Origin of the sequence: Pedobacter mendelii (assembly GCF_014635725.1) — a bacterium.
GTDB lineage: Bacteria > Bacteroidota > Bacteroidia > Sphingobacteriales > Sphingobacteriaceae > Pedobacter > Pedobacter mendelii.
In genome coordinates, this window is the sequence record NZ_BMDJ01000007.1 from 130,369 (window position 1) to 151,821 (window position 21,453).

At 36.8% G+C, this 21,453-nt stretch carries 20 protein-coding genes; 2 read left to right on the plus strand and 18 right to left on the minus strand.

Annotated elements, in window-relative coordinates; all coding sequences use genetic code 11:
• The first annotated feature begins 88 nt into the window (after positions 1-88).
• Positions 89-1,081, plus strand: a complete 993-nt coding sequence (locus tag IEV50_RS13205; protein WP_188415077.1) for an ABC transporter ATP-binding protein — start codon at positions 89-91, stop codon at positions 1,079-1,081.
• 261 nt (positions 1,082-1,342) lie between these two features.
• On the opposite strand, the gene IEV50_RS13210 is transcribed toward IEV50_RS13205, so the two are convergent.
• Positions 1,343-1,714, minus strand: a complete 372-nt coding sequence (locus IEV50_RS13210) for a hypothetical protein (protein ID WP_188415079.1) — start codon at positions 1,712-1,714, stop codon at positions 1,343-1,345.
• Positions 1,715-1,850: 136 nt separating this feature from the next.
• On the opposite strand from IEV50_RS13210, the gene IEV50_RS13215 reads away from it, so the two are divergent.
• Positions 1,851-2,411: a DUF4230 domain-containing protein gene (locus IEV50_RS13215; RefSeq protein ID WP_188415081.1), complete on the plus strand. Its 561-nt coding sequence runs from the start codon at positions 1,851-1,853 to the stop codon at positions 2,409-2,411.
• Positions 2,412-2,439: 28 nt separating this feature from the next.
• On the opposite strand, the gene IEV50_RS13220 is transcribed toward IEV50_RS13215, so the two are convergent.
• The 17 genes from IEV50_RS13220 to atpC form a co-directional block, all read right to left on the minus strand.
• On the minus strand, positions 2,440-2,787 hold the full coding sequence (locus tag IEV50_RS13220; protein WP_188415084.1) for a cupin domain-containing protein: 348 nt from the start codon (positions 2,785-2,787) through the stop codon (positions 2,440-2,442).
• Between the two features lie 136 nt (positions 2,788-2,923).
• Positions 2,924-4,174 carry a threonine ammonia-lyase IlvA gene (gene ilvA, locus IEV50_RS13225; protein WP_188415086.1) on the minus strand — a complete coding sequence of 417 codons (1,251 nt, stop codon included), beginning with the start codon at positions 4,172-4,174 and terminating at the stop codon, positions 2,924-2,926.
• Between the two features lie 301 nt (positions 4,175-4,475).
• Complete coding sequence (locus tag IEV50_RS13230) at positions 4,476-5,981, minus strand: 2-isopropylmalate synthase (protein WP_188415088.1); 1,506 nt, start codon at positions 5,979-5,981, stop codon at positions 4,476-4,478.
• Positions 5,981-7,081, minus strand: a complete 1,101-nt coding sequence (leuB, locus tag IEV50_RS13235) for a 3-isopropylmalate dehydrogenase (protein ID WP_188415090.1) — start codon at positions 7,079-7,081, stop codon at positions 5,981-5,983. The genes IEV50_RS13230 and leuB overlap by 1 nt, the downstream gene beginning before the upstream one ends.
• An 88-nt stretch (positions 7,082-7,169) precedes the next feature.
• Entirely contained in the window at positions 7,170-8,630 is a 1,461-nt protein-coding gene (locus IEV50_RS13240; protein ID WP_188415092.1) for an ATP-binding cassette domain-containing protein, read from the minus strand.
• A 242-nt stretch (positions 8,631-8,872) separates the two neighbouring features.
• Positions 8,873-9,478, minus strand: coding sequence for a 3-isopropylmalate dehydratase small subunit (gene leuD / locus IEV50_RS13245; protein ID WP_188415094.1), 606 nt, complete (start codon positions 9,476-9,478; stop codon positions 8,873-8,875).
• Between the two features lie 63 nt (positions 9,479-9,541).
• A complete protein-coding gene (locus IEV50_RS13250; protein ID WP_188415096.1) occupies positions 9,542-10,306 on the minus strand; it encodes a class I SAM-dependent methyltransferase in 765 nt (254 codons plus the stop codon).
• Between the two features lie 152 nt (positions 10,307-10,458).
• Entirely contained in the window at positions 10,459-10,752 is a 294-nt protein-coding gene (locus IEV50_RS13255) for an antibiotic biosynthesis monooxygenase family protein (RefSeq protein WP_188415098.1), read from the minus strand.
• A gap of 65 nt (positions 10,753-10,817) precedes the next feature.
• Complete coding sequence (gene leuC / locus IEV50_RS13260; RefSeq protein WP_188415100.1) at positions 10,818-12,230, minus strand: 3-isopropylmalate dehydratase large subunit; 1,413 nt, start codon at positions 12,228-12,230, stop codon at positions 10,818-10,820.
• Between the two features lie 56 nt (positions 12,231-12,286).
• On the minus strand, positions 12,287-13,768 hold the full coding sequence (ilvC, locus tag IEV50_RS13265) for a ketol-acid reductoisomerase (RefSeq protein ID WP_188415102.1): 1,482 nt from the start codon (positions 13,766-13,768) through the stop codon (positions 12,287-12,289).
• A gap of 335 nt (positions 13,769-14,103) precedes the next feature.
• A complete protein-coding gene (locus IEV50_RS13270; protein WP_188415104.1) occupies positions 14,104-14,565 on the minus strand; it encodes a DinB family protein in 462 nt (153 codons plus the stop codon).
• 97 nt (positions 14,566-14,662) lie between these two features.
• Positions 14,663-15,301, minus strand: coding sequence for an acetolactate synthase small subunit (ilvN, locus tag IEV50_RS13275; protein ID WP_188415208.1), 639 nt, complete (start codon positions 15,299-15,301; stop codon positions 14,663-14,665).
• Positions 15,302-15,377: 76 nt separating this feature from the next.
• Positions 15,378-17,129 carry a biosynthetic-type acetolactate synthase large subunit gene (gene ilvB / locus IEV50_RS13280; RefSeq protein WP_188415106.1) on the minus strand — a complete coding sequence of 584 codons (1,752 nt, stop codon included), beginning with the start codon at positions 17,127-17,129 and terminating at the stop codon, positions 15,378-15,380.
• A 21-nt stretch (positions 17,130-17,150) separates the two neighbouring features.
• Positions 17,151-17,750 carry an ORF6N domain-containing protein gene (locus tag IEV50_RS13285; RefSeq protein WP_188415108.1) on the minus strand — a complete coding sequence of 200 codons (600 nt, stop codon included), beginning with the start codon at positions 17,748-17,750 and terminating at the stop codon, positions 17,151-17,153.
• Positions 17,751-17,796: 46 nt separating this feature from the next.
• On the minus strand, positions 17,797-19,479 hold the full coding sequence (gene ilvD / locus IEV50_RS13290; RefSeq protein WP_188415110.1) for a dihydroxy-acid dehydratase: 1,683 nt from the start codon (positions 19,477-19,479) through the stop codon (positions 17,797-17,799).
• 137 nt (positions 19,480-19,616) lie between these two features.
• Positions 19,617-20,507, minus strand: coding sequence for a branched-chain-amino-acid transaminase (gene ilvE / locus IEV50_RS13295; protein ID WP_188415112.1), 891 nt, complete (start codon positions 20,505-20,507; stop codon positions 19,617-19,619).
• A 650-nt stretch (positions 20,508-21,157) separates the two neighbouring features.
• Positions 21,158-21,403 carry an ATP synthase F1 subunit epsilon gene (gene atpC / locus IEV50_RS13300; protein ID WP_188415114.1) on the minus strand — a complete coding sequence of 82 codons (246 nt, stop codon included), beginning with the start codon at positions 21,401-21,403 and terminating at the stop codon, positions 21,158-21,160.
• Positions 21,404-21,453 lie beyond the last annotated feature (50 nt).

A 21,453-nucleotide genomic window follows, 5' to 3' on the forward strand; every position in this document is an offset into this window, starting at 1 on the left:
GTTTCGGTTAGGCGGAACAGGATTTTTTTTGCGAAAATCATTTCGATTTAAGCTTTAGTCTTTCCGCTTTAAGCTTTACCTTTACTTTGTGAGCGATACCATAATCAGCGTAAAAAATTTAACGAAACAATACCAGACTGAGCAAGCTGGTGGAATTAAAAACATCACTTTTGATATTAATAGGGGCGATGTAGTAGCTATCATCGGCGAAAGCGGAAGTGGAAAATCAACTTTGCTGAAATCCATTTATGGCTTATTAAAAACCGATAAGGGAGAAATTTTTTTCGAAGAGGAAAAAGTTAAAGGGCCTGATGAACAATTGATTCCTGGGCATAAGCAAATGAAAATGGTTACTCAGGATTTTTCATTAAACATTTATGCCAAGGTTTACGATAATATTGCCTCACAATTATCAAACACGGATTTAAAAACCAAAGCTGAAAAGACTTTAGCCATAATGGAGCATTTGCGGATCCTTCCATTACAAAATAAAAAGATTATTGAATTAAGTGGCGGTGAGCAACAACGCGTGGCGATTGCTAAGGCAATGGTTACAGATACAAAGGTTTTACTCTTAGATGAACCTTTTAGTCAGGTTGATGCATTATTAAAAAACCAGTTGCGAGCCGACATTAAACGCGTTGCCGCAGAAACCGGTGTAACGGTAATTTTAGTATCTCACGACCCGGCAGATGGATTATTTCTGGCCGACCAATTGTTGATTCTCAGAAATGGAGAACTTTTGCAAACAGGCAAACCCGTAGATATTTATCAAAAGCCAAAGCACATTTACACCGCACAAATATTAGGCAATGCAGTAGTTTTATCTCGAGGCGATGCAGAAAAACTCGGACTGAAAACCTTCGCCGCATCGGTTGTGTTTTACCCGGAATGGGCAGAAATAAACAGCAATTGGAGCAGCCGAAGATTTGAAGTGAAAGATGTTTACTACAAAGGTTTTTATGATGAATTATTGCTTGAGCGAAATGGTGTTACCGTTAGAGCCTTGCAATTGAATCGGGGAGAGCATAAAAAAAACGACTACGTTCAGTTGAACATTAGTCGTTTTTTAGAGTTTTAAGTATATTTATAATTGTGTTAATTTATAACAAAAGTTATAAGTATACTTATAAATTTTTAGTAATCGGAGAACTTCGCGATTGCCTTAAATAGCCAAGAATTATCCCAAATACGTAATTATCAATACCCAATTTAAGGGCAATACTTATCAAGGTATACAGCATGTATATATCCGTGATTTTTATTGTGGGATAAATGAAACGCAAAAAAAAACGACTAAATTCTATTGAATATTAGTCGCTTTTGTAGATTTTATATTGTTTTACGTCACATTTTCGGCTGAAATCAGAACAACTTTTATTCTAATTGGAGTTGTTGGTAATGTTGATCTGCTTATTGAAAGCCCCCCGATATGAGCTTCATAATCCATGTCACCGTAAGGTAGTTGATAATAATTGGTGTAATTTGGATTAGCCGAGTAGACCAATATTCCCTCATCATAGAAATTAATATCGTCAATTTCTGGGATGTTTAAGTCAAGATAATATTTTCCATTTTCGAATACCCATTTATTTGGCGCTACGTCAAACACAACGGTTCTATTTTGTGATTTTTGTTGTATAATTGTGTCTTTTTTGCAAGATGCCAAACCTAGTGTGGCAATGCAAAGCATTAGGATAGTAAGTTTTTTCATGTTAATTGTGTTTAATTTGTGTGTGTACCTTGCTTAATACAAAACCACTGCCAAAAAACTTCAACAAACACAATGTGGTTTAATATTTGTTTATTTGTGAACACACATAATTGAAATTTGAATTAATTTATTCACGATGAGAATCATTTTTAGAGTTTTACCCTGGTTAATTTTACTTATAGCAGGATACTTTTTTATCTCGAAAAAGTTTAGCATTAATACATCTGTTGAAAGCAAACACCAGCTTTTAGTCGAAAAAATAGAAGCAATTGGTAAATTAGAGTTGGTTCGTTACCAAATTAGCGATGTGTTGGAACACAAAAATAAAACAGATTTTTTGCCCGAGGCTAGTGTTTTGCTTATTGTAAAAGCCGAGGCCGTTGGTTGTATCGACCTTACTAAAGTTACACGAAACGATATCGAACTTGATGCTGATACAGCTGTAGTAAATTTACCACAGCCAGAGATTTGTTATGTAAAAATCGACCATAAAAATTCTCGGGTTTATGATACCAAGATGGCTTTCTTCCGTGAGGCAGGTTTGGTTGATGAAGCTTACAAAGCAGCCGAAAAACATGTAACTGCCGAGGTAAAAAAATCGAATATTTTAGCACAAACAAAAACGAATGCTATGAATGTTCTAAAACCAATAATTGAAGGTTTGGGTTATAAAAATGTAAGATTGACTTTCGAATAAATTTAAGTATCAAGATAGAAGTTAGATTTTATAGAAAGTCTTCACGATGCGGATTAAATACATCAATTAAGATTCCGCTTTCTAAACATAATACACCATGAAATACCATTGTTGGTGCAAAGAAAACATCGCCTTCTTTAAGTATTTTTTTATTATCTCCCATGGTTACTTCAAAACTTCCTTTTGCAACATAACTTAATTGTAGGTGTGGATGGTTATGAATGGTTCCGACAGCATTTTTTTCGAAAGCTACTTTTACCAGCATTAGGTTATCATCGTAAGCCATTATTTTTCTTCTCACACCGGCACCTAAATTTTCCCAATTTATGTCGTTATCAGTTATTAAAGTTTTGTTGGTTAAATCTTTGAAGTTCATTTCTAAATCTTATTTTGAATTCTACAAGGTGTGTACGAATATTTAGCTTAGGTGTTCTTATATTTATATGGTGAATTTTTAAACTTTCTACTTTGCCACCTTTGCGAAAAACTTTGTGTTCTTTGTGGTTAACCCCTTAAACCAGATACTCAAACAAAGTCTGGTCTTGGTTCAACTCTATAATTTCGAACTTAAAATCTTTCATGCGTTGCAATAAGCTAGCATAATCATCTTTATTCGTTAACTCGATTCCTACCAAAGCCGGGCCATTTTCTTTATTCGTTTTTTTAATAAATTCGAAACGCGTAATATCATCTTGCGGGCCTAAAACTTCGTTCACAAATAATTTTAAAGCGCCTGGTCGTTGTGGGAAACGAACAATGAAGTAATGTTTCAATCCCTCGAAAAGTAAAGATTTCTCCTTTATTTCCTGCATACGCTCGATGTCGTTGTTGCCACCACTAACAATGCAAACGACAGTTTTACCCGCGATTTGGTCTTTCAACTGCTCTAAAGCGGCAACTGATAATGCACCTGCGGGTTCTACAACAATTGCATCTTCGTTATAAAGCTTTAAAATGGTTGTACAAATTTGGCCTTCAGGAATTAAGTATGTAGAACTTAGAAGCTCCTGGCAATATTTATAGGTTATCCAACCCATTCTTTTTACCGCTGCACCATCAACAAAACGTTCAATATTTTCAACGGTTACAGGCCCTCCATTTTTAAGTGCTTCGCTTAATGATGGTGCTCCCATTGGTTCTACGCCGAAAATTTTTACTGAAGGCTTTACCGTTTGCAGGTAGGCACTAACACCCGATGCTAAACCACCACCACCAACAGGCACAATTATGGCATCCAGCTCTGGTAAATCCTGAAAAATTTCCATCGCAACGGTAGCTTGTCCTTCAATTACTTTGTCGTCATCAAATGGAGGAATAAATGTCGATGATTTTTCTTCACAATAAATTAAGGCCTCTTTTAAACAATCGTCAAAAGTATCGCCAACTAAAATTACCTCAATATTGTCGCCTCCGAACATATTTACCTGTCTAATCTTTTGCTTTGGCGTTATTTCGGGCATAAAGATTACGCCTTTAATGTTTAGCTTTTTACAAGAATAAGCAACACCCTGAGCATGATTACCAGCACTGGCGCATACAATTCCATTTTCTAAAGCCTCGGCTTTTAAACCACTTATTTTATTATAAGCACCTCGCAGTTTATATGAACGTACAATTTGTAAATCTTCTCTTTTGAGATAAATCTCCGCATTATATTTTAACGATAACCCTTCATTAAACTGAAGAGGGGTGCGTTTTACAATGCCTTCTAAAGTTTTAAAAGCGTTTTCAAAATCGAAAGTATTTTTTATTGTATCATTCATTTTTTTATCAAGATTTTAGTATTAAGTATCAAGATGTCTAATCGCTTTATTTTTTTTTGAAAAGCAGTTTCAGTGCTTTTCGGTTATTTCAGTCCTGCTATTCGTTGCAATATTTTTACCCCTAAATCTCCTAGAGAAGATTTGGTAAAAAGTATTTTCATTGCTATCAGGTTTAGGTAAATTAAGTCTGTTTTACAAATAAGAACTTCCCCTAACTCCCTCCTGAAGGGAATACCCCTCAAAGTTTTAATAAATGTTGTAGTTAAGACTTTACCTTTTGGTCTTTAATCTTTCCTCTCCTTTACAAAAACTTATTTATTGCATCTAAATATGCATTAGCAGATGCTTTTACAATATCAGTGCTAAAACCGTAGCCTATAAAAGATTTACCCTCATAATCAACTTTCATATTTACTTTACTTACATCATCGCTTCCACCGTGCATTGCCTGGATGGTAAATTCTTTAAGTGTTATACCTTTATCAATAATGCTTACAATCGCATTAATAGTTGCATCAACAGGTCCATTTCCTTCGGCTTTTGCTTCTTTAACTTCGCCATTATATTGCAATTTGATGTTTGCAGTTGGTTTAGCCTGGTCGCCACAAACCACTTGAAGCAAGTTTAATTTGTACCCATTTTTATACGATTCTGTTTCACCATCACTCATTAAAAAAAGTAAATCATCATCAGTAATATCTTTTTTCTCATCAGCTAAAACCAAGAAACGTTCGTAAACATCGTCAATGTTAATTTTTTCGATATCGTAATCCAAACGCTCCAAGTGGTGTTTCAAAGCGTGGCGACCGCTTCGCGCCGTTAAAATAATATCTGCACTATTTAACCCAACATCTTCAGGATTTATAATTTCGTAGTTTTCGCGATGTTTTAAAAATCCATCTTGGTGAATACCAGAGCTATGCGCAAAAGCATTTTTACCAATAATAGCTTTGTTTGGCTGAACGGGCATGTGCATCATGCGGCTTACCATTCCACTAATTTCAGTGAAATGTTTGCTGTTGATACCAGTGTGCAAACCTAAGGAATGCGTTTTCAATATCATTGAAACTTCTTCCAGCGCCGTATTTCCCGCTCTTTCACCAATTCCATTTATAGTGCATTCAATTTGGCGAGCCCCGTTTAAAACTCCGGCAATACTATTTGCCGTTGCAACGCCCAAATCGTTATGGCAATGAACTGAAATAATGGCTTGGTCGATATTTTTAACATTTTCTTTAAGGTAAAGAATTTTCGAACCATATTGGTCTGGTAGACAATAACCGTTTGTATCTGGGATGTTCACCACTGTTGCGCCAGCTGTAATTACAGCTTCAATCATTTGAGCTAAAAATGCATTATCCGCTCTTCCGGCATCCTCTGCATAAAATTCAACATCCTCAACAAACTTTTTGGCATACTTTACCGCATCAACAGCACGTTCTAAAATCTTTTCGCGGGTGCTGTTAAATTTATATTGAATGTGCATATCAGATGCACCAATTCCTGTATGTATCCGTGGATATTTAGCGTATTGTAAAGATTCAGCAGCTACGTCGATATCGCCCTTAATTGCACGTGTTAAAGCACAAATTGTAGGGTTTTTTATTGCTTTTGATAATTCTACCACACTTTGAAAATCGCCGGGACTTGAAATGGGAAATCCAGCTTCAATTACATCTACGCCAAGCAATTCAAGTGCTTTTGCAATTTCAATTTTTTGGTTTGTATCCAACTGGCAGCCTGGAACCTGCTCCCCATCTCGTAAGGTGGTATCAAAAATATATACTTTATTTGGGTCGTGTATCATTATGCTTTGGTTGTTGCGGTTAACTTTTGAGATAAAAATTTCAATACCAATTTGCCCATTTCGGCAGTGCCTAAAACTTTAAATCGGTTGGTAGTTTGGTCAGCAATATCATGCGTTCTAAAACCCTCTTTCAAAACTGCATCAACGGTATCAACCAATAATTTTGCTTCTTCTTTTAGTCCGAAACCAATTTCGAGCATCAGTGCAGCCGATAGGATAGAGGCGAGTGGATTAGCCAAATCTTTACCTGTAATATCATGCGCCGAACCATGGATTGGCTCGAAAAAACCTGTGCTTTCGCCAACCGATGCCGATGCCAACATACCCATTGAACCTGCAATTTGCGAAGCCTCGTCGGTTAAGATATCGCCAAATAAATTTGCTGTTAAAACCACATCGAATTTCTTAGGGTTTTTTATCAGTTGCATTGCTGCGTTATCGATAAACATGTGCTCCGTTTCTACATCAGGGTATTGTTTAGCAATTTCCTGAACGGTTTCACGCCATAAGCGAGAACTTTCCAAAACATTCGCTTTATCAACAGAACATAACCTTTTGCTACGTTGTTGAGCTGCCTGATAAGCTTTGTGCGCTATACGTTCAACTTCATAACGATGGTAAATCATCAAATCTGATGCAGTATTCCTATCTTCTGAGCGTGTTTTCTCTCCGAAATAAACATCACCAGTTAACTCACGGAAGAACAAAATATCCGTTCCTCTTAAAATTTCGGGCTTAATGCTTGATGCCTGAAGAAGCTCATCAAATAGTAATATCGGACGGAGGTTAGCAAACAGGCCGAGCTCCTTGCGGATTTTTAATAAACCTTGTTCTGGTCTAACTTTTAAGCTAGGGTCGTTATCGTATTTCGCATGACCGATTGCTCCAAAGAGGATGGCATCACTTTTTCGTGCTTTCTCTAAAGTTTCATCCGGCAGTGGTTCGCCAGTAACTTCGATAGCTGCATGTCCCATCAAAGCCTCATCAAAAACAAATTCGTGTCCGAAAATTTCGGCAATTTTTTCTAATGCTGCTTTTCCCCATGTGGTAACTTCGGGTCCAATACCATCTCCAGGTATTACTAAAATGTTCTTCTTCATTGTAACTCTCTCTTATGACCAGGATTTTTAGGATTTTAGGATGATGTTTACTAAGTTGCGTTTGTCCTATAAATCTTGGTTAATATTTTTATGCTTCTATATTTAAATTTTCTACGACTTTAACCTCGCCGCTTTCTAATAGTATTCTTTTTTCCAGGCAGTTTGGTAACTGCGATTCAAAATGACCAACATAAATTAAAGTCATTCCATTACTGCACAATTCATCAACCAAATGATTAAAATGTTGTGTTTGTTGTTGGTCTAATCCTTGGCATGGTTCATCTAAAATTAATAATTCAGGATTTTTGATGATGGTTCTTGCCAATAAAACCAATCTTTGTTTTCCCAGTGGGAGTGAACCTAACAGTTCATTTTTTGAAGACATTAAACCAAAATATTCTACCAATTCATCAACCTGCTGGCTTTTAGAATAAGGAAGTTGTTGAAACAAACCTACCGTATCATAAAAACCCGATGCGATACTTTGCCAAACGGTTGAAGTAGCATCAAAATACCAATGAAACTCTGGTGAGATTAAACCTATGTGCTGTTTGATGTCCCAAATACTTTCTCCACTTCCGCGTCTGTTGCCAAACAGATAAAGTTCGTTAGCGTAAGACTGCGGATGGTCGCCATTAATTAAGCTCAACAAAGTTGATTTACCGGAACCATTGTGCCCTTGCAGTAACCATTTTTCGCCAGCTTTTACTTCCCAATTGATATTTTTTAAAACCTGTTTTTCGCCATAACTGATGTTAACATTCACCATTCTTACAATATTCTCTGAAGAATAAACAGGCGATTCTTTCAGGAAAGACGGTATTTCCCCAGAATGATTTTCAGTGGACGATGATTGAGTCAGCGAATCAAGCTGAATAAATTGACCATCTTTTATCTCCGCAAAGCGATTAATCGAAATAGGTAACTCCGAGTCATTACAAATTAATATCAACTGAACGCCGTCTTGCGAAACATCATTTAGTAAAATGGTCAGATTTTTACGTGATGCAGCATCTAAGCCCGTATAAGGCTGGTCGATGATTAATAATTGCGGCTTTAACCATAAAGCTTTAACCAATTGCAGTTTTTTATTTTCTCCACTCGATAATTCGATCAGTTGAGAACTCGCAAAAGAAGAAAAGTTCAAAGCCTCTAAAATAGGTTCGACTTTGTCTAAATTAAGACTTTTTTCTATACCATAGTTCACCAATTCTGCATGAACAGTTAAAGTATCTTTTGCTTGCTGACTGGTATAACGCTGTTGGTAATAAAAGTTTGCAACACCTTCTAAGTTTTTAAATTGATACCAGCTTTCTACAAATAAAACTTCGGCAGGTAAATGGCTATTGGTGTCGAAGTTAATTTTTACTTCGCCAATTCCATTTTGTAAGCCCGCTATTATTTTTGCCAAAGAAGTTTTTCCACCTCCACTCTCGCCAAATAAAACATAATTTTCGCCACGATTTATTGTCCAGTTCAAATCCGTTAACACCAACTTTTGTTGGTATTTTAGGTTTAAATTCTGGATACTGACGATACTCTCTTTCATTTTTTTTTCCTGTGGTTTGATTACACAGATTATTTGATTACACTGATTTTATTTTTTATTCCTACTTAGGCAACTAGTATGGGCGGTTCGTCACCCTGAATTTATTTCAGGGTCTTTCATATTATTAAGATGCTGAAATGAATTCAGCATGACGACCGTTTGTGGCTAGCATATCATAATTGCTAATGAAAGTTTAGTTATGGGTTTTCGCTTTTAGCTTTAGTCTTTAAGCTTTGGTATTTCTACCTCTTTTCAAACTCTTCAATCAACTCTTTTTGCGCTAAAATGAAGTCTATATCATCATAACCATTAATTAAGCACGATTTTTTGTAAGCATTAATCTCAAAAGATTCAGCCCCACCTAAATCCTCTCCAGAAGGGAGGACTTGCTCATCGATAGATACTGTTTGGGTTTCTAAATCGACGGTTAATTTTACTTTTGGGTCTGTTTCAACTGCGGTAAAAATATTCTTCAAAAATTCCTCACTCACTTGTATAGGCAATAAGCCGTTGTTTAAAGCATTTTCCTTAAAAATATCAGCAAAAAAACTGCTGATAACTACATCAAAGCCCGCATCTTGGATAGCCCATGCCGCATGCTCTCGACTGCTGCCGCAACCAAAATTTTTACCCGCAACTAAAATTTGCCCGCTGTAAGTTGGGTCATTTAAAACGAAGTCGGCTTTAGGCTGATTGTCATTTTCATAACGCCAGTCGCGGAATAGATTTTCGCCAAAACCCTCGCGAGTAGTCGCTTTTAAAAACCTCGCAGGGATAATCTGGTCGGTATCAATATTCTCTATATTTAATGGCACTATGGCCGATGTTAATTTTGTGAACTTTTTCATTTTAAATAGTATTAAGTCGTGAGTATCAAGTATCAAGACTTGTTTCGCTTTAGTCGTTATGCTTTAACCTCTCTTAAAGGCTTTAATTCTCAGTCTTCTATAGTCTGCAACCCATTCTCCTTTTATAAAGTAGTTGGGTTTTAGCATTTCAACAGCTAAATTTTTGATTGATTCGGTTTGCTCTTTAGTCAGGTTTTTAAATGCGTGTTGTGCAAATTGATTAATCCAAATGTACATGCCGTCATCACCGATTAATTTCGTTGGCCTATCGAATAACCAAGCTTGTTCCACTTCAAAACCTTTTGATTCTAGTAATGTGGTGTAAGTACTTATTGATGGGAAAAACCAAAAGTTTGTGGCAATTTTATCTGCTAAACCCAATTGCTCAGCAGCAGCTGAAATTGCATCTGTTATACTTTTCACGTTCCCTTTTCCGCCAAATTCGGCTACCAATCTTCCGCCAGGTTTTAAACTATTGTATAAACCATCGGCCAATGCATTTTGGTCTTCAATCCAGTGGAAAGTAGCGTTACTAAAAATTGCATCGAAGTTTTCATGGTAAGGAAGTTTAGTCCCATCTAATACTTCAAAATTTAAATTTGGATAAGCTTTTTTTGCGTTGGCAACCATTTCTGCAGATGCATCTGTTCCTAAAACATTAGCACCAAACTCTGCAATTTGTGCCGCCAGCTGACCCGTTCCGCAACCTATATCTAAAATATGTTCTTGTGCCTTCGGTGCTAGCCATTGCAAAACATCCGCTCCATAATCGGATACGAAATGATGTTGTTTATCGTATAATGTGGCGTCCCAAACTATTTCTGGCATAACTTCTATTCTTTTACTAAGATTTATGGATTTTAAGATTATTGTGGAATGTAGTGGCTAATCATCAAATCTTTCAAAATCTTATTATTTATAGTACATTTTTTATATTTCTATGTGTAAGACATCATGCAAAACCTTAAACCTTCTATCTTTTAACTTTCAGCCTCGATATAATGCTCAACAATCGGAAAAGGCTCATAAAAATGATGTAATAACTTTTTCCAATCCTGATATGCTGTTGAACATCTAAAATCTTCCGTATGTGACTCAAGATTTTCCCAGTTTACAAGCAGAATGTATTTATCTGTCTCTTCTAAGCATTTCTTTAGTTGATGGGAATTGTAGCCATCCATCGATGCAATGATTTTTTGAGCCTCGCTAAATGCCTTTTCAAAATCAGCTGATAGGCCTGCTTTTATATTCAATGTCGCAACTTCTAAAATCATGTTTTTAACTTTTCCTCAATGAAGAGTGGCTAGGCAAATCGCAGAAACCTTAAACCGTCCACCTTTTAACCTTCAACCTTTTCTAATAATTCTCTCACATCCGTAATTACACCTGTTACAGCGGCAGCAGCAGCCGTTAGCGGACTAGCCAATAACGTTCTTGCATTTTGTCCTTGTCGGCCCTCAAAATTTCTATTCGAAGTAGAAACGCAATATTTACCTGCCGGGATTTTATCTTCATTCATTCCTAAACAAGCACTACAACCTGGTTCTCGTAACTGGAAACCAGCCGCCTCGAAAATTTTATCTAAACCTTCATTTATGGCCTGTTGCTCTACTTGTTTTGAGCCTGGAACAATCCAAACCGTTACGTTATCTGCTTTGCGCTTATCTTTTACAAAATCTGCAACTTCACGTAAATCCTCAATGCGAGAGTTGGTGCAACTTCCAATGAAAACATAATCAACTGGTTTACCAATTAAAGATGCATCATCATCAAAGCCCATATAATCTAAAGCCTTTTGATAAGAAAGTTTTTCTTTTTCTGGTTGAGCATTGGTAGCCGGGATATTTTCCTGGATACCCATTCCCATACCAGGGTTAGTTCCATAGGTAATCATTGGTGCAATATCGGCTGCATCGAAAGTTAAAACACTATCGAATGTTGCATCAGCATCGCTGTATAGAGTTTTCCAATAAGCTAAAGCTTTATCCCATTCTTCTCCGGCAGGAGCAAACTTTCTGCCTTTAATGTAATCGAAAGTGATTTGGTCTGGAGCAATTAAGCCACCCCTCGCACCCATTTCAATACTCATATTGCAAATCGTCATTCGTGCCTCCATGCTTAAAGCTTCAATTGCCGAACCTGCGTATTCTATAAAATAACCCGTACCACCAGCCGCAGAAATCTGTGCGATGATGTAAAGAATAATGTCTTTCGCACCAACACCTTTCCCTAACTGTCCGTTCACTTCAATTTTCATGGTTTTAGGTTTCGACTGCAATAAACACTGCGTTGCAAAAACCTGCTCTACCTGCGATGTGCCGATACCGAAAGCAATTGCGCCAAAAGCACCATGGGTAGAGGTGTGACTATCACCGCAAACCATTGTTTTTCCTGGTAAAGTAATACCCAATTCAGGACCAATTACATGAACAATGCCCTGAAAGGGATGACCTAAGCCATAAAGTTCGATTCCAAATTCTGCACAATTTTTTGTGAGCATATCTACTTGATAGCGGGAAAGCTCTTCTTTAATTGGCATTAATTGGTTTAGGGTTGGTACGTTATGGTCGGCTGTTGCCACCGTTTGTTTCGGACGTAAAACAGGCAAACCTCTTTTGCGCAAACCATCAAAAGCCTGCGGAGAAGTAACCTCGTGTATTAAGTGTGTATCAATGTATAAAATATCGGGAAAGCCTTCTTCGCTTTTTACAACGTGAGCATCCCAAATTTTTTCTACTAATGTTTTTGACATTTTGTTATATTTTGTAAACCTTATAGGTTTTAAAAACCTATAAGGTTTGATTTTTACTATGCTGTTTTAATTGCTTTCATAGCAGTCATCGCCTTGCGTAAAGTAGCGCCAATTTGTTCTACCTCGTGCGAGCGAATGGCCTCATTTACCTCAATTAATTTTCTGTTATCAACAGCGCCATCTTTGCCGTCGTTAAAGTTTTTACCCACTAAATCGGTATCCACTTTTTTCATAAAATCGGCTAACAAAGGCTTGCAAGCTTGGTCGAACAGGTAACAACCATACTCAGCGGTATCAGAAATTACGCGGTTCATTTCGAACAACTTCTTACGTGCAATCGTATTAGCGATTAGCGGAGTTTCGTGTAAAGATTCGTAGTAAGCAGATTCTGGCTTAATTCCAGCCTGAACCATTGTTTCGAAAGCCAATTCGACACCTGCACGAACGAAAGCAACCATTAATGTATAGTTATCGAAATACTCTTGCTCACCGATTTTCACATCGCCAGCAGGTGTTTTTTCGAAAGCAGTTTCGCCAGTTTCCGCTCTCCAAGCCAACAAATTTTTATCTCCATTTGCCCAATCTTCCATCATAATACGGCTAAATTCGCCACTCATAATATCATCCTGGTGTTTTTGAAACAACGGACGCATAATGTCTTTCAATTCTTCTGAAATTTCGAAAGCTTTAACTTTAGCTACATTGCTTAAACGGTCCATCATTGCAGTAATACCACCTTGTTTTAAAGCCTCAGTAATTACCTCAACACCATATTGAACCAATTTAGATGCATAACCAGCATCGATTCCTTTCTCTACCATTTTATCAAAAGATAGGATAGAACCTGTTTGCAACAAGCCACAAAGAATGGTTTGCTCGCCCATTAAATCGGATTTTACTTCGGCAACGAACGATGATTTTAATACACCAGCTCTATGGCCACCTGTGCCAACCGCATAAGCTTTTGCCTGTGCTAATCCTTTACCTTGAGGGTCATTTTCTGGGTGTACAGCAATCAAAGTTGGTACACCAAAACCACGAACATATTCTGCTCTAACTTCGCTGCCCGGGCATTTTGGTGCCACCATAATAACGGTTAAATCTTTACGTATTTGCATGCCTTCTTCTACAATGTTGAAACCATGAGAGTAAGATAGTGTTGCTCCATCTTTCATTAATGGCATTATTGCATTAACTACTGCAGTATGTTGTTTATCTGGTGTAAGGTTAATTACCACATCAGCAGTAGGAATTAATTCTTTGTAAGTACCAACGTTAAAGTTGTTTTCTGTTGCATTTTTCCAAGAATCTCTTTTACCTTCAATTGCCTCTTTACGCAACGTGTAGCTCACATCTAAACCACTATCTCTTAAATTTAAACCTTGGTTTAGGCCTTGAGCGCCACAACCTACAATTACCAGTTTTTTGCCTTTTAAAGCGCTAACGCCATCTAAAAATTCGCTGCTATCCATGAAATCGCAAACACCCAATTGGTTCAATTTTTCTCTAAGAGGTAATGTGTTAAAATAATTTGACATCGTTTTATTGGTTTTAAGCCCCACCCAACCCTCCCCAGAGGGGAGGACTTAGCAGGATGTTTAATTTTATCGGTTTATATTTTTTTTATTCTTTTGGATGATATATTGATGAGATGATTTCACCGATTTATTTTTTGAAAAGGTGGTTTCAGTACTCTTCGGCTCGTTCAGTCCCGCTTTCTGTTTCAATCTTTTTGTGTTTGTCAGTGTTAGCCTGTCGAAAAACCTGCAGCAAAAAGTATTTCCACTTCAATCGGGTTTAGAAAACTTAGTTTTGCTGTTTCAAATCCTAATCCATTTTCCATCTTCCATTTTCAACTCAACATCTTCCATCATCACAAATTTTTCTTCAATGCCAATGCATATCCATAATGCAGGTTATCATGCCCAATCGTTGTAATCAATATTTCTTCAATGCTCTTCATCTTTACACCATAAGTTGCAGTTGGAAAAGGAGTGATGGTAGCAAACACACCATTCGCATAATCTTCCTTTATCTTTTCAATACTTTCTAATGCCAATGCTTTCAATTCTAAAACTTCCTGTTCCGTTACCGTATAAGTCGGGCGAGTATCTTTCTTATAGAATTCATTAAACTTTACCGAGCTTGCATCCGCTAAAATCCCTGTGCGTACATAACAAAGCGTTTGGGTGCTCACTACAATATGGCCGAAATTCCAAATGATATTATTGTTATAGCCATCAGGAATTTTATTCAATTGTTCGATGGTTAAGCCATCAATCCATTTGATAAATGCTTTTCTCGAGTTTATTATAAATTCAAATATTTGTTTCATTGTTATTTTTGTATCAAGTAGTAAGTATCGAGTATCAAGTAGTAAGTATCAAGCTTAGTACCTTCCGGCTTAAACCTTTCTACCCTCTACCTTTCTCTTACATGGTAAATATCTTTCCGCCTTTTTCTAAAAATTCGTTTTCAACCAATTCTTCGCCTGGTTCTTCTGCTTCAAATTCTTTCAGTTTTTCGTGGAAACCGGCACTATCTTTAATAATCGCCACTCTTGCCGAACGAACAAATTCGATAAGCTCATAAGGCTCAAGTGCCTTAACTAATGCATCCGTTTCTTCTCTATGGCCTGTTACAGCGAAAACAGTGTAATCTTTACGAATTACCACTGCGCTTGCACCATACTGTCTTAATAAACGTTCAACAGTTACTTTTTCAGCAATTTCATCAGTAGAAACCTTGTACAAAGCCAATTCCTGCCAGATAATTTCGTCGTTAGTATTGAAATAAACTTTCAATACTTCAATCTGCTTTTCTATCTGACGGGCAAGTTTTCTCACCACTTCGTAACCTTCGTGGATTACAATATTAAAACGGTGTATACCATCAATTTCTGATGCCGAACTGTTTAAACTCTCAATGTTGATTTTTCTTTTCGAGAAGATAATTGCAATTCTATTTAATAACCCGATGCGGTTTTCAGCATATACGGTAATCGTATATTCCTGCTTTCCATCTAAGTCAAGCGTATCTTCTGTATATTTTATTTTATCTTCAGTAGTCATGTTTCTTGGATTAAGGATGAAAGAGCAAAGATTAAAGAGTAATGTAAAATCCTTGTTCATTTATCTTTTGTCTTAATTATTTTAACCTAATTTCACTAACGCTCATTCCTTGCGGAACCATTGGGAAAACGTTATTTTCTCTTCCAACCATAACCTCTAAAAGGTAAGAACCTTTATGGTTTATCATGGTTTCCAAAGCAGTTCTCAAGTTTTCGCGTTGGTTAACCATTTGCGCTTCTATGTAATATGCTTTTGCTAAAGCCACAAAATCAGGACTTGTAATGTTCACAAAAGAGTAGCGTTTATCGTTAAATAACTGTTGCCATTGGCGAACCATGCCTAAAAAGCGGTTGTTCAAAATCAGGATTTTCACGTCAGCACCGAATTGCATAATCGTACCCAATTCTTGTGGTGTCATTTGGAAACCACCATCGCCTATTATTGCGATAACTGTTTTATTGGGCGCACCATATTTAGCACCAATCGCCGCTGGTAATCCAAAACCCATTGTGCCTAATCCTCCAGATGTAATATTACTTCTGGTATTATTAAATTTGGCATAGCGGCATGCAACCATTTGGTGTTGACCAACATCTGTTACAATAATTGCTTCACCATCACAAATTTCGTTGATGTTGCGTAATACTTCGCCCATTGTAATTTCATCTCCCTCTGGATAAAGTTCTGGAGTAATTACTTGGTCTATTTCCTGTTGATTGTAATCTCTGAAAATAGCTAACCATTCTTCGTGTTTATTTTCATTAACCAAATTAGTTAATAGCGGAAGTGTTTCCTTACAATCGCCCCAAACGCCGACATCGGCTTTAACATTTTTATCAATTTCGGCAGGGTCGATATCTAAGTGAACAATTTTTGCTTGTTTAGCATATTTGTCTAACCGGCCAGTTACCCGGTCATCGAAACGCATCCCGATGGCTATAATAACATCAGCCTCATTGGTTAAAACATTCGGGCCATAATTTCCATGCATACCTAACATACCCACGTTTAATGGGTGAGAAGTTGGGATTGCACCTTCGCCCATAATTGTCCATGCCGCTGGAATGCCACTTTTATCGATAAAAGCTTTAAATTCTTGTTCTGCGCTACCTAAAACAATACCTTGGCCGAATAATACAAATGGTTTTTTAGCTGCGTTAATTAACTCAGCAGCTTGCTCAATATATTCTACCCTTACTTTTGGTTTAGGGCGATAAGAACGAATGTGATTGCATTTTATATACTCTGGAAATTCCTCAATCTGTATTTGTGCATTTTTGGTAATATCAATTAAAACTGGCCCCGGTCTCCCGCTTTTAGCGATATAGAATGCTTTTGCTAAAACTTCCTGTATTTCGTTGGCATCAGTAACCTGATAGTTCCACTTGGTAACTGGCGTTGTAATGTTGATTACATCAGTTTCCTGAAAAGCATCGGTACCTAATAAATGGGCAAAAACTTGTCCTGTAATCACTACTAAAGGCGTACTATCAATTTGAGCATCAGCTAAACCTGTAACTAAGTTAGTTGCACCTGGTCCGCTGGTTGCAAAACAAACACCTACTTTGCCACTTGTTCTGGCAAAACCTTGTGCAGCATGGATACCACCTTGTTCATGTCGAACCAAAATATGCTCCAACTTGTCTGAGTAATCGTAAAGTGCATCATAAATTGGCATAATTGCGCCGCCCGGATAACCGAAAATGGTGGTTACACCCTCTTCAATTAATCCATTCAACAAAACCTGTGAGCCTGTTCCCTTAAATAAAGTTTTCGAGGTTTCTGCTTTAGCCTCAGTTTGTTGTATCATATCTTGTGCAGTTTCCATAATTATGTTTTTGCGGTCCTATTATTTTTTAATTTTAAACCCAATTCTTTCTCTATCGTTCCACTTTAATTGAGCAATTTTCTCATCGATTAAATTTTCCATAGCATCGTAAAGTTCATTTAGCTGAACATCATGTTCACCAATCCGTTCTTTAATTTCTGTAAGTTGTTCATTGATGTTGTTTTGCTTTAGCAAAATTTTCCGAACATCAACAAAGGTCCTCATGATGGCAATGTTCATATTTATTGCCTTTTCACTTTTCAAAACACCACTTAGCATGGCTACACCTTGCTCGGTAAATGCATATGACATCTTTCGAGTGCCACCCCAACTTGAAGTCACAATTTGTGACTTCAAGTTGGGGTCGTATGTTTTCAACATTTGTTGTGACAAATCATTGTTTTTTTGATAACCGGTTACAATTTGTGACCGCATACTTTCCCATTCATTTGTCGTCAGTTGAAACATAAAATCTTCCGGAAAACGCATTAAATTTCGCTTAACCGCTTGGTTCAATACTTTAGTTTCTACCTCATAAAGTGATGCTAAATCAAAATCTAACATTACTCTTTCACCCCGAATTACATAAATTCTGCTTTCAATGCTTTTAATAATTTGCATGTGGTATTCATTTAAATATTAATTTATTGTCGGGATGACTTCAAATTTAATATTCATCAGTTACGCAGCCACTTGCTGCGTCTGATACAGTTTTAGCATATTTATAAAGTACACCTTTAGTTACCTTCAATTCGGGCTGAACATATTTTTGTCTTCGCTCTGAGATAACTTCATCGCTAACTTGTAAGCTGATAATATTATTTACAGCATCGATTAAAATTCTATCATCATCTTCCACCAGGCCAATTAAGCCGCCTTTGTAAGATTCAGGTGTAATGTGGCCCACCACAAATCCATGAGTACCACCCGAAAAACGGCCATCAGTAATTAATGCAACCGATTTACCCAAACCCGCACCAATAATTGCAGAAGTTGGTTTTAGCATTTCAGGCATTCCAGGAGCGCCTACAGGTCCAGAGTTTTTAATCACAATAACATCACCAGGTTGAACACGACCGCTCGAAATACCAGCAATTAAATCATGTTCGCCATCAAATACACGTGCCGGACCTTCGAATTTTTCACCTTCTTTTCCACTTATTTTTGCAACAGAACCTTTTTCAGCTAAGTTTCCGTACAAAATTTGTAAGTGACCAGTTGCTTTAATAGGCTCGCTTAATTTTTGAATGATTTTCTGGTCGTAATCCATAATCGATTTAACATCAGCCAAGTTTTCTGCTACCGTTTTTCCGGTTACGGTTAAGCAATCGCCATGTAATAAATCTTCATCCAATAAGTATTTTAAAACAGCCGGGATACCACCATATTGATGTAAATCTTGCATTAAATATTTACCGCTGGGTTTAAAATCGGCTAATACAGGTGTTACATCACTCATTCTTTGGAAGTCATCTTGCGTAATTTCTACGCCAATGGCTTTTCCCATTGCAATAAAGTGTAATACTGCATTTGTACTTCCACCTAAAATGATAATCGAACGAATGGCATTTTCAAATGCTTTTCTCGTCATGATATCAGAAGGTTTGATGTCTTTTTCTAATAAAATTTTGATGTACTTACCTGCATCTAAACACTCTTGTTTTTTCTCTTCGCTAATGGCTGGGTTTGAAGAAGAATAAGGTAAACTCATTCCTAAAGCCTCAATTGCAGATGCCATTGTATTCGCCGTGTACATGCCGCCACATGCGCCTGCACCTGGGCAAGTATGTTTGATAATTCCTTGATAATCTTCTTCAGAAAGGTTGCCACATATTTTTTGGCCTAAAGCCTCGAAAGCAGAAACGATGTTTAGTTCTTCACCTTTGTAATAACCCGGAGCAATCGTGCCGCCGTAAACCATAATCGATGGGCGGTCTAAACGAGCCATGGCCATAATGGCACCAGGCATATTTTTATCACAACCAGGGATGGAAATAATACCATCATAATATTGGCCACCACAAATGGTTTCGATACTGTCTGCAATTACATCGCGACTTACCAAAGAGTAACGCATGCCATCAGTACCGTTGCTCATACCATCACTTACGCCAATTGTATTAAAAACTAAGCCAACTAAATCATTTTTCCAAACGCCTGCTTTAACATCTTTTGCAAGGTCGTTAAGGTGCATATTGCAGGTATTTCCATCATAACCCATACTCGCTATACCCACTTGTGCTTTTGCCATATCGGCATCAGTTAAACCGATTCCATAAAGCATGGCTTGTGCTGCAGGTTGCGTTGGGTCTTGTGTAAATGTTTTACTGTACTTATTTAATTCACTCATTGTTATTGGAAGTTGTAATGTTTTGTATGGATGTAATGTCGTCCTTAATAGTTATAATGTTGTAATATTTTTGAAGTTGAAAGTTTTCAGCTAATCTTGATACTTGATACTCAGTACTTGATACTTACTATTCGCTACTAAATAATCACTTCGTAATTTACTTTCTCTAGCACAAGATTTTTATAAGCACGTTGTATGGTATAACCCAAAGATTCTCTCCAAAGCGTACGGAAAACGATATCATCTATCGATGCGATACCGGCAATTTCAGTAGCTGTACCACACAAAAAAGCGCCATCTGCATTCTTCAAATCTTCCACGGTTAATTTTTTCTCTATGCATTCAATATCTAAAACTGTGCAAAGTTCTTTAACAGTTGCCCTTGTAATGCCCGGTAAAATATTGCCTGCAGATGGTGTATAAAGCTTCCCATCTTTTTCGATGAAAATGTTAGCGCCAGATGCCTCAGCCACAAAACCATGCATATCTAAAAGCAAAGCTTCATCATAGCCTTTATTGTTGGCCGCTGTTGTTGCCAAGATAGAGTTTACATAATTACCGCTCAATTTCGCCTCCATGGGTGTTGATTTTGGATTTGGCCTTTCGTAATCGGAAATTGTTAATTTCAATAATTTATTCCCCGAATAAGCATCCCAATCCCAGGCACAAATTAAAATGGAAACACCAGTTGGTCCATTCAATTTCATGTTTGGGTGGCAAAAAACAAGCGGACGGATATAAGCGTCTTTCAGTTTATTTAGCGTAAGTAATTTATAGGTTTCTTTAACTAACTCTTCCTTATCCCATGGAAATGGAATATTTGCCAGTTGACATGATCGCTCTAAACGGTCGAAATGGGCAGCTGCTTTAAAAATGCGATTGCCATTGTGCGTTTTGTAGGCTCTAATACCTTCAAAAGCAGCATAACCATAATGTAGCGACTGACCATAAAGATCAGTACTGCTATCTACAGCCTTTTCAAACTTTCCATCAAGGTATATAATCGTATTAGAATTATAGTACTTCATAATACTGCGTTTTGTTATTTAAAAAAAGCGTCCCGATTGTATCGGGACGCTTTAAGTATATTTAGTTATTTACATCTATTTAAAAGCAGCCCGGTTTCTTCCCTAGTAAAATATTTAGGAGTAGTAGGTTCACAATAATGACAGGTAATAACAAAACATTTCCTGCTGCAATTGCAGGTGCGATGTTAGAAAAACGGTTGGTTTGAATTGTCATTATTTCTTGATGCTTTATAAATACCAATTTAGTTTTTGGTTCATTAATATGCAAGAGAAATCAGAAAAAAGTGAAATAAGAATATAATTCTAACATATTAAGTTAATTCCGAATATTATTCTTTATAGTGGTGAATTTAGTGATTTAATGCCGACGAAGCTAGACTAAATATCAAAACGGTATATGGTATGTTTATTATGCTTGCATCATAAATTTTCCATTTTTCTTCTTAAAATTGCATTTTTGGAAATGAAATTTAAAAATTTAATAGATTTCTATTGGAATAAATTGTAAGAGTAACTTTAGAATTTATCAAGTTACCTCATCATAATCCATTATAAAAATCAATTCTCCAATTTACAAAAAAAGCCTTTTCGAAATTAATCGAAAAGGCTTTTTTGAGATGCTGAAATAAATTCAGCATGACGAATTTCAATTATGCAATACCTTCTGCCAATACAACAATTTTATTGTGAATGGCTTCAACTACACCGCCTTTGATAAAAAAACGTTGTTCGTCGGTTTTGTTTGCTTTAATAATAACTTCTCCATCTTCTAAAGTTGAGATGATAGCTGCATGGTCTTTTAAAATCTGAAAAGAACCTAAAGTGCCAGGAACCGTAACTGCTGTTACTTCACCTTCGAAAACTTTTTTATCTGGAGTTAATATTTCTAAATTCATTCTTTTTAAAATTGAGTATTAAGTAGCAAGTATCAAGTATCGAGTAGGGT

Bases quoted from the DNA above. Each gene is read 5' to 3' on its own strand.
- IEV50_RS13210 (WP_188415079.1), bottom strand. From the start codon at position 1,714: ATGAAAAAACTTACTATCCTAATGCTTTGCATTGCCACACTAGGTTTG.
- IEV50_RS13215 (WP_188415081.1), top strand. From the start codon at position 1,851: ATGAGAATCATTTTTAGAGTTTTACCCTGGTTAATTTTACTTATAGCA.
- IEV50_RS13220 (WP_188415084.1), bottom strand. From the start codon at position 2,787: ATGAACTTCAAAGATTTAACCAACAAAACTTTAATAACTGATAACGAC.
- ilvA (WP_188415086.1), bottom strand. From the start codon at position 4,174: ATGAATGATACAATAAAAAATACTTTCGATTTTGAAAACGCTTTTAAA.
- IEV50_RS13230 (WP_188415088.1), bottom strand. From the start codon at position 5,981: ATGATACACGACCCAAATAAAGTATATATTTTTGATACCACCTTACGA.
- leuB (WP_188415090.1), bottom strand. From the start codon at position 7,081: ATGAAGAAGAACATTTTAGTAATACCTGGAGATGGTATTGGACCCGAA.
- IEV50_RS13240 (WP_188415092.1), bottom strand. From the start codon at position 8,630: ATGAAAGAGAGTATCGTCAGTATCCAGAATTTAAACCTAAAATACCAA.
- leuD (WP_188415094.1), bottom strand. From the start codon at position 9,478: ATGAAAAAGTTCACAAAATTAACATCGGCCATAGTGCCATTAAATATA.
- IEV50_RS13250 (WP_188415096.1), bottom strand. From the start codon at position 10,306: ATGCCAGAAATAGTTTGGGACGCCACATTATACGATAAACAACATCAT.
- IEV50_RS13255 (WP_188415098.1), bottom strand. From the start codon at position 10,752: ATGATTTTAGAAGTTGCGACATTGAATATAAAAGCAGGCCTATCAGCT.
- leuC (WP_188415100.1), bottom strand. From the start codon at position 12,230: ATGTCAAAAACATTAGTAGAAAAAATTTGGGATGCTCACGTTGTAAAA.
- ilvC (WP_188415102.1), bottom strand. From the start codon at position 13,768: ATGTCAAATTATTTTAACACATTACCTCTTAGAGAAAAATTGAACCAA.
- IEV50_RS13270 (WP_188415104.1), bottom strand. From the start codon at position 14,565: ATGAAACAAATATTTGAATTTATAATAAACTCGAGAAAAGCATTTATC.
- ilvN (WP_188415208.1), bottom strand. From the start codon at position 15,301: ATGACTACTGAAGATAAAATAAAATATACAGAAGATACGCTTGACTTA.
- ilvB (WP_188415106.1), bottom strand. From the start codon at position 17,129: ATGGAAACTGCACAAGATATGATACAACAAACTGAGGCTAAAGCAGAA.
- IEV50_RS13285 (WP_188415108.1), bottom strand. From the start codon at position 17,750: ATGCAAATTATTAAAAGCATTGAAAGCAGAATTTATGTAATTCGGGGT.
- ilvD (WP_188415110.1), bottom strand. From the start codon at position 19,479: ATGAGTGAATTAAATAAGTACAGTAAAACATTTACACAAGACCCAACG.
- ilvE (WP_188415112.1), bottom strand. From the start codon at position 20,507: ATGAAGTACTATAATTCTAATACGATTATATACCTTGATGGAAAGTTT.
- atpC (WP_188415114.1), bottom strand. From the start codon at position 21,403: ATGAATTTAGAAATATTAACTCCAGATAAAAAAGTTTTCGAAGGTGAA.